This window comes from Mesorhizobium sp. BR1-1-16 (genome assembly GCF_020165495.1).
Taxonomy (GTDB): domain Bacteria; phylum Pseudomonadota; class Alphaproteobacteria; order Rhizobiales; family Kaistiaceae; genus Kaistia.
This window is the reverse complement of sequence record NZ_JAIUIE010000001.1, coordinates 142008-155159: the sequence shown is the minus strand read 5'-3', so window position 1 is coordinate 155159 and position 13152 is coordinate 142008. Positions and strand designations below refer to the sequence as shown.

Here is a 13152-nt window from a genome sequence, read left to right as displayed (position 1 = left end):
GGCCGCCTCGTCATGGAGCGGTTTGTGGAGGTTTCGAGTTCCGTGAAATATGTGAGCACGCGCGGCACCGCGCCCCAGCTCGGCTTTTGCGATGTCCTGCTTGCCGGTCTCGCGCGCGATGGCGGCCTCTATGTGCCTGAGACCTGGCCGTCCTTCAGCGCCGACGCGCTCGCGCGCCTTGCCGGCCGCCCCTATCATGAGGTCGCCTTCGCGGTGATCCAGCCGTTTGTCGGCGGCGAGATCGAAGACGCCCTGCTCGCGCGGCTCTGTCGCGAGGCCTATGCCACGTTCCGCCACCCGGCCGTCGCGCCGCTGGTGCAGACGGGGCCGAACGCCTTCATTCTCGAGCTCTTCCACGGTCCGACGCTCGCCTTCAAGGACGTCGCCATGCAGTTGCTGGCGCGGCTGATGGACCATGTCCTCACCGCCCGTGGCCGCCGCGCGACGATCGTCGGCGCCACTTCGGGCGACACCGGCGGGGCGGCGATCGAGGCGTTTCGGGGCCGCCAGGCGACGGATATCTTCATCCTGTTTCCGAAGGGCCGCGTCTCGCCGGTTCAGCAGCGCCAGATGACGACGGCGGCTGATGCCAATGTGCACGCCGTCGCGGTCGAAGGCTCGTTCGATGATTGCCAGGCGATCATCAAGTCGCTGTTCAACGATCTGAAATTCCGCGACCGCGTCGCGCTTTCCGGCGTCAATTCGATCAATTGGGCGCGCATCGTCGCGCAGGTCGTCTATTACGTCACGGCGGGCCTCGCGCTCGGCGCGCCGCACCGCGCCGTGTCGTTCACGGTGCCGACCGGCAATTTCGGCGATGTCTTCGCCGGCTATGTCGCCAAGCGCATCGGCCTGCCGATCGAGCGGCTCGTCATCGCGACGAATTCCAACGACATCCTTGCCCGCACGCTCGCAAGCGGACGCTACGAGATGACCGGCGTCGTGCCGACCACCTCGCCGTCGATGGACATCCAGATCTCCTCGAATTTCGAGCGGCTGCTGTTCGAGTCGGCCGGCCGCGACCCTGACGCCGTGCGGCAATTGATGGGCGGTCTCGCGCAATCGGGCGCCTTCACCGTGCCGCCAGCCGCTCTTGCGGCGATCCGAAGCGAGTTCGAGGCCGGCCGTGCCGACGAGGCAGCGACAGCCGCGACGATGCGTAGCCTTCTGACTGAGACCGGTTATCTGGCAGATCCGCATACGGCCGTCGCGCTCACGGTCGCTGACCGCATTGCGCCGTCCGCAACGCCGATGGTGACGCTTTCCACCGCGCATCCGGCGAAATTCCCGGCCGCAGTCGAGGCCGCAACCGGCGTCAAGCCGGAACTGCCGGCCTGGCTCGGCAATTTCATGGACCGGGAGGAGCATTTCTCGGTCCTCCCCAATGATACAGAAGCCGTCGCCCGCTTCGTCGAAGCGCGCGCACGAGCGGTCGAGGAAAGGGCTGGAACATGACCCGATACAGCGCGGTTCGCCGCTGATGGGCGTCGAGGTGACCAAGCTTCCGTCCGGGCTCACGATAGCGAGCCATGCGATGGACCACCTCGAAAGCGCCGCGCTCGGCGTTTGGGTCGGAGCCGGCTCGCGGCTCGAATCCTCATCCGAGCACGGTATCTCGCATCTCCTCGAGCATATGGCCTTCAAGGGCACGGCGCGCCGCTCGGCAACCGACATCGCCGAGGAGATCGAAGCGGTCGGCGGCGAGGTGAACGCCGCGACCTCCGTCGAGACGACCTCCTATTACGCGCGCATCCTGAAGCCCGATGCGGAGCTTGCCGTCGACATCCTTGCCGACATTCTCTGCAACTCGGCCTTCGACCCGCATGAGCTGGAGCGCGAGCAGCACGTCATCGTGCAGGAAATCGGCGCCTCGCTCGACACGCCCGAGGACCGGGTGTTCGATTTCTTCATCGAGGGCGCCTTCCCCGACCAGCCGCTCGGCCGCACCATTCTCGGCACGGAGCAAACTGTTCGCGGCACGCGCCCGCAACATCTGTCATCCTATCTCGACCGCCATTATCACGGCCCTTCGATGGTGCTGTCGGCGGCCGGGGCCGTGGACCACGCCAAGCTCGTCGCGCTGGCCGAGGACCGATTTGCAGGCCTGCCCTCGACGCCGCTGCCCGACGCGGAAGCGGCTCACTATATCGGCGGCGACGTGCGCGAGCGGCGCAAGCTGATGGAGGCGCAGATCCTGCTGGGCTTCCAGGGGCTGCCCTACGCCTCGGAGGATTTCCACGCGGTTCAGATCCTGGCCTCGCTGCTCGGCGGCGGCATGTCTTCGCGGCTCTTCCAGGAGGTGCGCGAAAAGCGTGGGCTCTGCTATTCGATCTATTCGTTCCATTGGAGCTTCGCCGATACCGGCCTGTTCGGCATCCATGCGGCGACAGGCGCTGACGATATCGAGGAACTGATGCCGGTGCTGCTCGGCGAGCTCGAACGGGCAAGCCATGACATTTCCGAGGCGGAACTGTCGCGGGCCCGGGCGCAGATGAGGGCGAGCCTTTTGATGAGCCTCGAAAGCCCGGCGGCGCGCGCGGGGCAACTGGCGCGGCAGATCCTGCTGTTCGGCCGGCCGATCGCCGTCGACGAACTGGTCGCCCGCATCGATGCGGTCAGCGTGACCAAGCTGCGCGATCTCGCCCAGAATATCTTCACCGGCAGCGCGCCGACGCTGGCCGCCATCGGCCCGATCGACAAGCTCGCCGATCGCAGCCGGATTTCCCAGCGCCTGGGCTCGTCGGTCGCGGCATAAGGCAGGCGCGGGCGATGGAATTCCTGCGCTCCGTGGTCCCGTTCCAGCCCGCACCGGTCATCTCGACCGAGACCGTGATCCTGCGCAGCCCCGGCATGGCCGATTATGCGGCCTGGAGCGAACTGCGCGGCGCCAGCCGCTCGTTCCTCATGCCCTGGGAGCCGGTCTGGCCGATCGACGACCTCACCAAGCCGGCCTTCCGGCGGCGGCTGCGCCGCTACCAGCGCGAGATGCAGGAAGCGACCGGCTATCCGTTTCTGGTGTTCCGAACCGGTGATCTCACGCTCGTCGGCGGACTGACGCTGTCGCATATCGTGCGCGGCGTGACGCAGTCCTGCTCGCTCGGCTACTGGATGGGCGAGCGCTACGCCGGCAAGGGCTTTATGACGGCCGCCGTCAAGGCGGTGATTCCCTTCGTGTTCGACACGCTGCGGCTGCATCGGCTCGAGGCTGCATGCCTGCCGCACAATGCCGCCTCGATCCGCCTTCTCGAAAAAGCCGGATTCACCCGCGAGGGCTATGCGCGGCGCTATCTCAACATCGACGGCCGCTGGCAGGATCACCTGCTCTTCGCAATCGTGAGCGATGATCCCCGCCCGTGACGGCGCGGGCCTCGCTTCGGCGGCTCGGCTTCGGCCAGCCGAAAAATCCTTGGACGGACAGGACGCGGGATAGTACTCCTCGACGGCCTGCAGGAGGTGTTATTGTCGCTTAACCGTATCGTCGCTGCGATCGGTCTGGTGCTGTTCGTGTTTGCCGGTACGCTCTCGCCGGCCCTCGCGCTCGACGCGTTGACTGTGCCGCTCGACGGCAAGACGCTCGATCTCACCAAGGCCATCGATTACGCCTCGCGCGATCCCTCGGACCGCGTGCAGATTTCGACGGCGCCCGGCCCCGACGGCATCGTGCGCCGGATCGAGGTGCGTTCGAACGAAAACGGCGGCAGTTCCTACTGGGCTTATTTCGCGCTGGCCAATAATGGCGACGAGCAGATCGACCGCCTGCTGGTGGCGCCACATTTCCGCCTCGTCAATTCAGGCCTCTTCATTCCCGATCTTGGCGCATCGCGGATCGCGCAGGTGACGCCGAGCCAGGGCTTCCCGCCCGACCGCCAGGCGAGCCAGGAAGCGGACATCTTCCGCATCACGCTCGATCCCGGCGCCGTCGTCACCTTCGTGGCCGAACTGCGCACGCCGAACCTGCCGCAGCTCTATCTGTGGGATCCGGACGCCTACAAGGATTCCATCAACTCCTTCACGCTCTATCATGGCATCGTGCTGGGCATTTCCGGCTTGCTCGCCCTCTTCCTCACCATCGTCTTCGTGGTCAAGGGCACGGCGATGTTCCCGGCGACGGCGGCGCTCGCCTGGTCGGTCCTCATCTATCTCTGCATCGATTTCGGCTTCTGGAACAAGGTGATCCAGATTGCGCCGGGCGACGACAAGATGTGGCGCGCCGGCGCGGAGGTGCTGCTTTCGGCGGCGCTGCTGATCTTCACCTTCGCCTATCTCAACCTCAACCGATGGCACGTGCGCTACAGTCACGCGACGATCGCCTGGCTGGTCGGCCTGATGATCCTGCTCGGCGTCGCGGTCTTCGAGCCGGGAATTGCCGCCGGTGTCGCCCGCATGTCGCTCGGCGCCACGGTGGCCGTCGGCTTCATCGTGATCGTCTATCTGTCGCTGCATCGCTACGACCGCGCCATCATGCTGATCCCGACCTGGGTTCTGCTGATGGTCTGGGTGTTCGGCGCCTATCTGACCGTCACCGGCAGCCTCGCCAATGACGTGATCCAGCCGGCGCTGAATGGCGGCCTGGTGCTCATCGTTCTGCTGATCGGCTTCACCGTCATGCAGCATGCCTTTGCCGGCGGCACGATCGTGCAAGGCGCGATCGGCGAGACGGAGCGGCGCGCGCTGGCGCTGGTCGGCGCCGGCGACATCGTCTGGGACTGGGACGTCGCGCGCGACCGTATCCTGACCGGCACCGACGCCGAGGATCTGCTCGGCCTCAAGCATGGCACATTGGAAGGTCCGGCACGCGATTGGCTCGAAGTGCTGCATCCCGCCGACCGCGACCGCTTCAAGGCGACGCTTGATGCCGTGATCGAGCAGCGCCGCGGCCGCATCGCGCAGGATTTCCGCCTGCGCTCGGAAGACGGCCACTACCGCTGGTTCCACCTCCGTGCCCGGCCGGTGATCGGCTCGGACGGCGAGGTGCTGCGCTGTGTTGGCACCATGAGCGACGTCACCGACGAGCGCACCGCCGAGGAACGGCTGCTGCACGACGCCGTCCACGACAACCTGACCGGCCTTGCCAATCGGGAACTGTTTCTCGATCGCCTCTCAAGCGCCCTGATCCGCGCCGAGGTCGAGGAGGCGGCGCAGCCATCCGTCTTCCTGCTCGACATCGACCGCTTCAAGCATGTGAACGACAATTTCGGCCTGTCGGTCGGCGATTCGATCCTCCTGACCGTCGCACGCCGCCTGTCCCGACTGCTGAAGCCTCAGGACACGCTAGCCCGGCTTTCGGGCGACCAGTTCGGCTTCATGCTGCTTTCGGAGTTCGAGCCGGAGCGGATTGCCGGCTTCGCCGACAGCGTCCGCCGTGCCCTCCGGACGCCGATCTCGTTTGGCGACAAGGAAATCTTCCTGACGGCCTCGATCGGCATCGCCATGCATGACGCCGAACAGCATGACGCAACCGCGATGTTCAAGGACGCCGAGATCGCGATGTATTGCGCCAAGCGTCTCGGCGGCGACCGCATCGAGGCGTTCCGGCCGGCGCTGCGCCAGAACGGCACCGACACGGTGACGCTTGAAGCGGATCTCCGCCGCGCGATCGGGCGCGAGGAGATCAAGGTGCTCTACCGGCCGGTCGTCAGGCTGGAAGATCGCACCGTTGCCGGCTTCGAGGCGGAAGTGCGCTGGGACCACCCGAAGCATGGCCGCGTGCCGGCGAGCGAGTTCCTGACGCTGGCCGAGCGCAACGGCTTGATGGCGCCGCTTGGCCTCTTCGTTCTTGATAAGGCAGCGCGCCAGCTCTCGGACTGGCAGGAACAGCTGGGCCCGCATGTGCCCCTCTTCGTCTCGATCAATGTCTCCAGCCGCCAATTGCTGCGCCACGATCTCATTAATGACGTCAAGTCGGTGCTTTCGCGCGCAGCAGTGCAACGCGGTTCGCTGAAGTTAGAATTCGCCGAGAGTCTCGTCATGGAGAACCCCGAATATGCCGTGCAGGTGCTGGCGCGCGTGCGCGAACTCGGCGCGGGGCTGACGCTGGACGACTTTGGCACGGGTCATTCCTCGCTCAGCTATCTGCAGCGCTTCCCGTTCGACACGCTGAAGATTGACCAGAGCTTCGTGCGCGGCCCGACCGCCAAGCAGAAGCGCGTAATCCTGCGCGCCATCGTTGGCCTCGCGCATGACCTCCACATGGACGTGATGGCCGAGGGCGCGGAAAACGATGACGACGCACTCGATCTCTACGATATCGGCTGCGAATTCGCGTCGGGCCAGTTGTTCGGCCAGGCCATGACGGCCGTGGAAGCCGGCGGGCTGCTGTTCCGCGAGGAAGAGGCGATGATCGCGTGAGCGGGATCAGGCTGCGTTGCGCGGCAATGTCTGGATCGCGGCAAGTTCCTCTCTCATCGACTCGGCCAAAACGCGGAGATCATAGTCGCGCTGAAGATTGATCCAAACCTGGGGACTGCTGCCAAAAAGCTTGGCAAGACGCAGGGCCATAGCCGGCGTAACCGGCTGCCGCTCGGCAAGCACATCATGGAGCGTCTGCCGCGAAACACCCAGCAATCGCGCGATCTCGGTTTTTGACAGATGAATTCCTGGCAGTACATCTTCGCGCAGAATTTCGCCGGGATGGGTTGGCGGCAGGCCGGACAGGATGGGGTTCATGCTCATCAGTGATAATCCTCGAGATCGACGTCGATGGCGTCTTCGCCATCCCGGCCGAATGTCACTCGCCAATTGCCGCTGGCATCGACCGCAAAACGACCCTTGGCATCGCCTTTGAGTCCATGAAAGCGGAAACCGGGCAAATTCAGGTCCTCAGGCAGGCGCGCCGCATCGAGCAGCGCAAGTATGCGCCTGATGCGGCCAGCATTCGGGACGCTCAGCCGGGAAATGTCGCCAGCCTCGGCGAAGCGCCGCAGGGCCTTGCTACGGAAAGAGCGGATCACATGTGTAAGGTATTGCCTTACAGGCTGATCGTCAACCGTTGCCGCTTGACACGGCCGCCTCGCCTCCCTCTATTCCGCTCATGCCGCCGGAAGAACCGCTGATGTCCGAATTCGAGAAGCCGCCGCTCGATATCTTGCTCTCTGCGCCGCGCGGCTTTTGCGCCGGCGTCGACCGCGCGATTCAGATCGTCGAACTGGCGCTGAAGAAATTTGGCGCGCCGGTCTATGTGCGGCACGAGATCGTGCACAATCGCTATGTGGTCGACAGCCTGCGCGACAAGGGCGCCGTCTTCGTCGAGGAACTCGACGAGATTCCCGATGACGGCCAGCCGGTCGTCTTTTCCGCTCACGGCGTGCCGAAAAGCGTGCCCGAGGCGGCGCGGACGCGGCAGATGTTCTTCCTCGATGCAACCTGCCCGCTGGTCTCGAAGGTACACAAGGAAGCGCAGATCCATTTCAAGCGTGCGCGCGAGATCGTGCTCATTGGCCATGCCGGCCATCCCGAGGTGATCGGCACCATGGGCCAATTGCCGCCGGGGTCCGTCTCGCTGATCGAGACGGTGGCCGACGCCGAAGCATTCCAGCCGCGCGACCCGGCCTCGCTCGCCTACATCACCCAGACGACGCTGTCGGTCGACGATACCGCGGCGATCGTCAAGGTGCTGATGGATCGCTTCCCGGCGATCACGGCGCCGCATAAGGAAGACATCTGCTATGCGACGACCAACCGGCAGGATGCCGTCAAGCGCATCGCCGCTTCGGTCGACGCGATGATCGTCGTCGGCGCGCCCAATTCTTCGAACTCGCAGCGGCTGCGGGAAGTCGCCGAGCGCGAGGGCTGCCCGGTCTCCGTGCTGATCCAGCGCGCCGGCGATATCGACTGGACGATGCTCGGCGCGATCCGCCGCGTCGGCGTCACCGCTGGCGCTTCGGCGCCTGAAGTCCTGGTCGAGGAGGTGATCGACGCTTTCGCCGCGCGCTACCGCGTCAAGGTCGAGGTTGTGCAGACGGCGGAGGAAACGATCGCCTTCAACCTGCCGCGCGAACTCCGCCCTGCGGCGGCCTGATCCCTCATGGCCGTCTATACCGAGATCGCGGACGACGAGATCGACCGCTTCGTTTCTGGCTATGACATCGGCGCCGTGCTCTCTTTCAAGGGCATTGCCGAGGGCGTCGAGAATTCCAACTATCTGGTCGTCACCGAGACTGGCCCCTATATTCTGACGCTCTATGAAAAGCGCGTCGATCCGCGTGACCTGCCCTTCTTCATCGGCCTGATGGAGCATTTGGCGCGGCGTGGCCTCACCTGCCCGCAGCCGGTCCGCAACCGCGCTGGCGAGGCGCTCGGCACGCTGGCCGGCAAGCCGGCGGCGATCGTCACATTCCTGAAGGGCATGTGGATCCGCCGGCCGCGCGTCGATCATTGCGCGGCGGTCGGAACGGCGCTGGCCGAACTTCATCTCGCCGGCGAAGGGTTTGCGCTCACGCGCGCCAATGCACTTTCGGTTGGCGGATGGCGGCCGCTCTTCGATCGGTCTGCGGCGCGCGGCGACACCGTGCTGCCGGGCCTCGTCGCGGCGATCCGCGAGGAACTTGATGTACTGGAGGGCGCATGGCCGAGCGCGTTGCCAAGCGGCGTCATCCATGCCGATCTCTTCCCGGACAATGTGTTCTTTCTCCAGAACCGGCTGTCCGGGCTGATCGACTTCTATTTTGCCTGCAACGACTTCCTCGCCTATGACGCAGCGATCTGCCTGAATGCCTGGTGCTTCGAGGCGGATGGCGCGCTCAACGTCACCAAGGCGCGGGCGCTGCTCGGCGGCTATCAGAAGGTCCGGCCCTTCACGGAGGCAGAGCTCGCGGCGCTGCCGCTTCTGGCGCGCGGCTCGGCGCTGCGCTTCCTGCTGACGCGGCTTTATGACTGGCTGAACGTGCCGCCCGGTGCGCTGGTCGCGCCCAAGGACCCGCTCGAATACTGGCGCAAGCTGCGCTTCCATCAATCGGTCGCGGATGTCCGCGCTTATGGTATCGGTGAATGACTGACGAAGAACGCGTCCAGATCTGGACGGACGGTGCCTGTTCCGGCAATCCCGGCCCTGGCGGCTGGGGCGCCGTGCTGGTCTTCGGCGACAAGACGAAAGAACTCAGCGGCGGCGCGGCGGAGACGACCAACAACCGCATGGAGCTGACGGCGGCAATCGAAGCGCTCTCGGCGCTGAAGCGCGCCTGCAAGGTCGATCTTCACACCGATTCCCAATATGTGAAGGGTGGCATCACCGGCTGGATCCATGGTTGGAAGAAGAACGGCTGGAAGACGGCCGACAAGAAGCCGGTCAAGAATGTCGATCTCTGGCACCGGCTCGACGAGGCGCTGAAGCAACATGACGTCGCCTGGCACTGGGTGCGCGGCCATGACGGCAATATCGAGAACGAGAAGGCCGATCTGCTCGCCCGCCAGGGCATGGCGCCGTTCAAGCCGAGCCGCGGGCGCCCGGCAGCCTGAGCGTCACTCCCAAAGACGCGCGACACCAAAACGATCAAACAGCGTTTCGTTCGAGACGAGCGTCAGATCATCCGTCAGCGCCTGCGCAATCAGCAGGCGGTCGAAGGGGTCCTTATGCGGATCCTCGAACGCTGCAGCCATCGCGGCATGGCGCGTCGTGATCGCCAGCAGCAGGAAACCGTCGTCTTGGATTACCGCTCGATCTGACCGACAAATGGCTCGGCGTCCAGTAGCTTGCCGAGCCGATGCTTGGTCACGGTTTCCCAGACCGAAGCGGCGCTGACAAAGATCTGGTCTTCCTGGCTGGCCATCCGTTCGGTGAGCGCCCTTCCGAGCCGCGGATTGCCGGTGTTCCACCAGATCCAGGCATGGGTATCGAACAGCAGACTCACTTGGGATTGTTCCACGCCTCGAGTTCTTCGTTGGGCAGCGGCTCGAAAAAGCGATCGTCGAGATCGAAGACGCCCTTGAATCGTCCCGGCTGGCGGCGTGGTTTTTCTTCGGCGGCAAGCGGAACGATGCGGGCGACAGGGACATCGCCGCGCATCAGGATCACCTCCTCCCCCGCCGCGGCGCGCGCCGCGAGGCGGGAGAGGTTGGTCTTGGCTTCATGCATCTTGACGCGGATCATGGCTGCCGCCTCCCGTTAGCTAACCACTCAGCTGATCCGGAAATGACAGCTATGCAATGCCTACAGCAGATCGAGAACCGCCGCCGCGCCCGAAACGGTGACGCCAGGCGCATCCTCGACATTGAGGGCCGAGACGACACCGTCTTCAACAACCATTGCGTAACGGCGCGAGCGGACGCCGAGACCGGCAGGGCCGAGATCGACGTCGAGGCCGACGGCCTTGGTGAAGGCGCCGGCGCCGTCAGCGAGGAAGAGCATCTTGCCCTCGCCGCCGGTTGCCTTGGCCCAGGCATTCATGACGAAGACATCATTGACGGCGACGACGGCGATCTCGTCGACGCCCTTCGCCTTGATCGCATCGCCCTGATCCAGATAGCCGGGCAGATGGTTGTTGTGGCAGGTGGGCGTGAAGGCTCCGGGCACCGCGAACAGAACGACCCTCTTGCCGCCGAAGATCTCGGCCGTCGTTTTCTCGACGACTCCATCCGGCGTCATCATGCGGAACTTGGCGTCGGGCAGGCGTTCGCCGACCGAGATCGTCATGGCAGTCTCCATAGATGGGGGAAGTCAGAAGAACGAACTGGCAGACTAGCACAGCACCGGCGGCGGGTGGAGGAGCGACTAAGGGTCGGCGACCGCTTCGCCGCTGGCATTGAGTCGGAAGGCCCGGGTGGTCGCGGCGTTGCCCGCCTTCAGCGTGAGGCGGATCGTGGCGCCGGCGAGCGGACCTGCCGCGGTCTTCCGATCGACGGAAAAGCGATAGGTCGCAACGCCCTTCCCTGCCGCCGTCAGCACCGGCGCCGCGGCATACCAGTCGGACGGTGTCTCGACGAAGAGCAAGCTGTCAGCGGGCGCCGTCGTCGCAACGCCGACTTCATATTCAGGCACCTTGTCGCTGCCGCCTGTCTGCCGCACTGACTCGATCTCAAAAACGCCGGCTTGCCCGGGCCCGGGAAGCGCCGCTTTCGCTGCCGCAATTGCTGCGGCAGCGTCGGGATCATCATCCTCAGCCGGAACGACGAGGCTCGCCGAAAGGCTCACGGGTAAGCAGATGTCCTTGCAGACGCCAAGGTCGGCGACCAGAGCGAGCTGCGTCGGCCGGGCAGGATCACTGGTCGCAAAGCGAACGGGCAGCACGACCCGATCGTGATAAACATTCGAGGCCGAGACGCCATCATCAGAGCGCTCAGGCGCCGGGTAGTCGACCGTCGCATCGCCGGCATTTTCGGAGGCGCCGAAATCGAGGCGCGGCGGAATGCCGGCATCGCCCGGCGCGCGCCAATAGGTCTTCCAGCCGGGATCGAGTTCGAGCTCGATGGCCGCTTCGAGTGGCGCGCCCGACGCGGGACGCGCCGCAACGAGCCGCATGCGCGCGTGCTCGCCCTCTGCCCAGTCGCCTGTTGCGGCGAGAGCCGGCAGGGCGAGAAAAAACAGCGGAAGCAGGGAAAGAAGACGGAACCGATAGAGGGCGGTCAAGATTTTCCTGGGCGAACTGCGCACGACTGAACCGGAACTTTGATGACGTCGCCTCGCTGTAGCCGCGCCGCCATCAAGGCGCTAGCGGGCGCTGATCATTTGTTCGTGTGGCCGCCGCGCCGGCACTGAGGGTGGCGCGTTTTCAATTTCGAGCCAAGGTGCTAGACTTTGCTGATGAGCGAGACGATGTCGATGCACGCGACCGAGCGCAGCTATCTGGACGGTCAGTTCCTCATCGCGATGCCGAGCATGCAGGACGACCGCTTCGCCCGCTCGGTGATCTATCTCTGTGCCCATTCCGACGAGGGTGCCATGGGCATCGTCGTCAATCAGGCGGTGCCGCAGATCGACTTCGCCGATCTGCTCATCCAGCTCGACATCATCGCCGAAGGCCCCGAGATCCGGCTGCCGCGCGCGGCGAGCCGGATGATCGTCCAGCGCGGCGGGCCGGTCGAGACCGGGCGCGGCTTCGTCCTGCACAGCGCGGATTATTTCGTCGAGGATTCGACCCTGCCGATCGACGACAATGTCTGCCTGACCGCGACCCTCGACGTGTTGAAGGCGATCGCGGCCGGCGCGGGCCCCGAGAATGCGATGCTGGCCCTTGGCTATGCCGGCTGGGGCGCCGGGCAGCTTGAGCAGGAAATCCAGGCCAATGGCTGGCTTTCGCTGGAAGGCGACATCGATCTCATCTTCGACACGGATCTCGACCGCAAATATGCCCGGGCGCTCGCTCTGCTCGGCATCGAGCCGGCGATGCTCTCGAGCGATGCCGGCCACGCCTGACCGCCTCAGGGCGCCTCGTCCCCTGCGCCGCGCTTCAGCACGCCGCGTGCATAGGCGATAAAGACGCCGACCAGCGCCAGCGCCAGCCCGAACCATGTGATGACATATTGCAGATGGTTGTTCGGGAAGACGACCAGCGTCTCGCCACCCTGCGGCAGCCCGCCTGGATTGGCCGTCGCATCAGCGTCGATCGAGTAAGGCGCCACCTCATCGAGGGGCAGACCGGCGGCCCGGGCGAACAGCGCCGGTTCGCGAGCAAACCATTGATTGTCGCGGCTCATGCCATCTCCAAAGAGATGCAGCGGCCGCTCGGGGCGCCGCAACAACCCGGTCACCGAGACGGTCCCGGTTGGCTGGCCTTCTGCGCGCGTCGCCGGATCGCGGCGCTGATCGGGAACGAAGCCCCTGTTGACATAGACGATCCAGCCGGCCTCGGTCCTGAGCGGCACGAAGACCTGCCAGCCGACGCCTCCGATGGGCCCCTTGGGCTCGGTCAGCGTCATGTAGAGCAGCGCTTCCTTGTCGTTCAGGAAGGTGCCGGTCACGGTGACGGGCGTGAAGTCGGCGTCGGCGAGGTCCAGTTTCGGCCAGGCAGCAGGACCGGGCGCGGCGACGGGCGCCGCATGTATGCGGCTGTCGACCTGCGCGATCAGCGCTTCCTTCCAGTGGAGGCGTTGCCATTGCCACAGGCCGAGGCTGCAAAGCAGCCCGAACATCACGATCGTGGCGATGGCGGGCGCCACCAGCCGGCGGATCGGCGATCTCGTGGCGGCGGTCCTATCGTGACGCGTCATGGCATCCTCGCG

The 13152-nt window shown here is 65.3% G+C and carries 16 protein-coding genes; 8 read left to right on the top strand and 8 right to left on the bottom strand.

Translation table 11 applies throughout. The features are described 5' to 3' along the window. The first annotated feature begins 42 nt into the window (after window positions 1–42). The 4 genes from thrC to LB518_RS00765 all read left to right on the top strand — a co-directional run bounded on the left by thrC (window position 43) and on the right by LB518_RS00765 (window position 6348). Window positions 43–1455 (top strand): threonine synthase, encoded by a 1413-nt coding sequence (thrC, locus tag LB518_RS00780; RefSeq protein WP_224571957.1) that lies wholly within the window; start codon window positions 43–45, stop codon window positions 1453–1455. Window positions 1456–1480: 25 nt separating this feature from the next. Further along, on the top strand, window positions 1481–2755 hold the full coding sequence (locus LB518_RS00775; RefSeq protein WP_224571955.1) for a M16 family metallopeptidase: 1275 nt from the start codon (window positions 1481–1483) through the stop codon (window positions 2753–2755). Between the two features lie 14 nt (window positions 2756–2769). Further along, window positions 2770–3357, top strand: a complete 588-nt coding sequence (locus tag LB518_RS00770) for a GNAT family N-acetyltransferase (RefSeq protein ID WP_224571954.1) — start codon at window positions 2770–2772, stop codon at window positions 3355–3357. Window positions 3358–3459: 102 nt separating this feature from the next. Further along, complete coding sequence (locus LB518_RS00765; RefSeq protein WP_224571952.1) at window positions 3460–6348, top strand: EAL domain-containing protein; 2889 nt, start codon at window positions 3460–3462, stop codon at window positions 6346–6348. 6 nt (window positions 6349–6354) lie between these two features. On the opposite strand, the gene LB518_RS00760 is transcribed toward LB518_RS00765, so the two are convergent. Together LB518_RS00760 and LB518_RS00755 are read right to left on the bottom strand one after the other, a co-directional pair. Then, window positions 6355–6672, bottom strand: coding sequence for a HigA family addiction module antitoxin (locus tag LB518_RS00760; protein WP_224571951.1), 318 nt, complete (start codon window positions 6670–6672; stop codon window positions 6355–6357). Then, complete coding sequence (locus LB518_RS00755) at window positions 6672–6950, bottom strand: type II toxin-antitoxin system RelE/ParE family toxin (RefSeq protein ID WP_224571949.1); 279 nt, start codon at window positions 6948–6950, stop codon at window positions 6672–6674. The genes LB518_RS00760 and LB518_RS00755 overlap by 1 nt, the downstream gene beginning before the upstream one ends. 101 nt (window positions 6951–7051) lie before the next feature. On the opposite strand from LB518_RS00755, the gene ispH reads away from it, so the two are divergent. From ispH to rnhA, 3 genes are read left to right on the top strand one after another with little or no spacing between them, the layout of a single operon-like run. Continuing rightward, entirely contained in the window at window positions 7052–8017 is a 966-nt protein-coding gene (ispH, locus tag LB518_RS00750) for a 4-hydroxy-3-methylbut-2-enyl diphosphate reductase (protein ID WP_224571947.1), read from the top strand. Between the two features lie 6 nt (window positions 8018–8023). Further along, complete coding sequence (locus LB518_RS00745; RefSeq protein WP_224571944.1) at window positions 8024–8989, top strand: homoserine kinase; 966 nt, start codon at window positions 8024–8026, stop codon at window positions 8987–8989. Beyond that, window positions 8986–9453, top strand: coding sequence for a ribonuclease HI (rnhA, locus tag LB518_RS00740; protein ID WP_224571943.1), 468 nt, complete (start codon window positions 8986–8988; stop codon window positions 9451–9453). The genes LB518_RS00745 and rnhA overlap by 4 nt, the downstream gene beginning before the upstream one ends. A 3-nt stretch (window positions 9454–9456) precedes the next feature. On the opposite strand, the gene LB518_RS00735 is transcribed toward rnhA, so the two are convergent. From LB518_RS00735 to LB518_RS00715, 5 genes are all read right to left on the bottom strand, one after another. Beyond that, window positions 9457–9615, bottom strand: a complete 159-nt coding sequence (locus LB518_RS00735) for a PIN domain-containing protein (protein ID WP_353619932.1) — start codon at window positions 9613–9615, stop codon at window positions 9457–9459. Window positions 9616–9644: 29 nt separating this feature from the next. Beyond that, window positions 9645–9845, bottom strand: coding sequence for a type II toxin-antitoxin system VapC family toxin (locus LB518_RS00730; RefSeq protein ID WP_224571933.1), 201 nt, complete (start codon window positions 9843–9845; stop codon window positions 9645–9647). Next, window positions 9842–10084 (bottom strand): type II toxin-antitoxin system Phd/YefM family antitoxin, encoded by a 243-nt coding sequence (locus tag LB518_RS00725; protein ID WP_224571931.1) that lies wholly within the window; start codon window positions 10082–10084, stop codon window positions 9842–9844. Before LB518_RS00725 ends, LB518_RS00730 begins: the two co-directional genes overlap by 4 nt. Before the next feature lie 60 nt (window positions 10085–10144). Beyond that, complete coding sequence (locus LB518_RS00720; protein ID WP_224571929.1) at window positions 10145–10627, bottom strand: peroxiredoxin; 483 nt, start codon at window positions 10625–10627, stop codon at window positions 10145–10147. A gap of 78 nt (window positions 10628–10705) precedes the next feature. Next, window positions 10706–11560: a protein-disulfide reductase DsbD domain-containing protein gene (locus tag LB518_RS00715; RefSeq protein ID WP_224571927.1), complete on the bottom strand. Its 855-nt coding sequence runs from the start codon at window positions 11558–11560 to the stop codon at window positions 10706–10708. A 174-nt stretch (window positions 11561–11734) separates the two neighbouring features. Between LB518_RS00715 and LB518_RS00710 the strand changes: the two genes are divergently transcribed. Then, window positions 11735–12346: a YqgE/AlgH family protein gene (locus LB518_RS00710; RefSeq protein WP_224571925.1), complete on the top strand. Its 612-nt coding sequence runs from the start codon at window positions 11735–11737 to the stop codon at window positions 12344–12346. A gap of 5 nt (window positions 12347–12351) precedes the next feature. Here LB518_RS00710 and LB518_RS00705 read toward each other — a convergent pair whose 3' ends face one another. After that, window positions 12352–13140 carry an SURF1 family protein gene (locus LB518_RS00705; protein ID WP_224571924.1) on the bottom strand — a complete coding sequence of 263 codons (789 nt, stop codon included), beginning with the start codon at window positions 13138–13140 and terminating at the stop codon, window positions 12352–12354. Window positions 13141–13152: the final 12 nt, after the last annotated feature.

Coding starts and splice junctions, on each gene's coding strand:
- LB518_RS00775 (WP_224571955.1), top strand. CDS start 1,481: ATGGGCGTCGAGGTGACCAAGCTTCCGTCCGGGCTCACGATAGCGAGC.
- LB518_RS00770 (WP_224571954.1), top strand. CDS start 2,770: ATGGAATTCCTGCGCTCCGTGGTCCCGTTCCAGCCCGCACCGGTCATC.
- LB518_RS00760 (WP_224571951.1), bottom strand. CDS start 6,672: ATGAGCATGAACCCCATCCTGTCCGGCCTGCCGCCAACCCATCCCGGC.
- ispH (WP_224571947.1), top strand. CDS start 7,052: ATGTCCGAATTCGAGAAGCCGCCGCTCGATATCTTGCTCTCTGCGCCG.
- LB518_RS00745 (WP_224571944.1), top strand. CDS start 8,024: ATGGCCGTCTATACCGAGATCGCGGACGACGAGATCGACCGCTTCGTT.
- rnhA (WP_224571943.1), top strand. CDS start 8,986: ATGACTGACGAAGAACGCGTCCAGATCTGGACGGACGGTGCCTGTTCC.
- LB518_RS00725 (WP_224571931.1), bottom strand. CDS start 10,084: ATGATCCGCGTCAAGATGCATGAAGCCAAGACCAACCTCTCCCGCCTC.
- LB518_RS00720 (WP_224571929.1), bottom strand. CDS start 10,627: ATGACGATCTCGGTCGGCGAACGCCTGCCCGACGCCAAGTTCCGCATG.
- LB518_RS00710 (WP_224571925.1), top strand. CDS start 11,735: ATGAGCGAGACGATGTCGATGCACGCGACCGAGCGCAGCTATCTGGAC.
- LB518_RS00705 (WP_224571924.1), bottom strand. CDS start 13,140: ATGACGCGTCACGATAGGACCGCCGCCACGAGATCGCCGATCCGCCGG.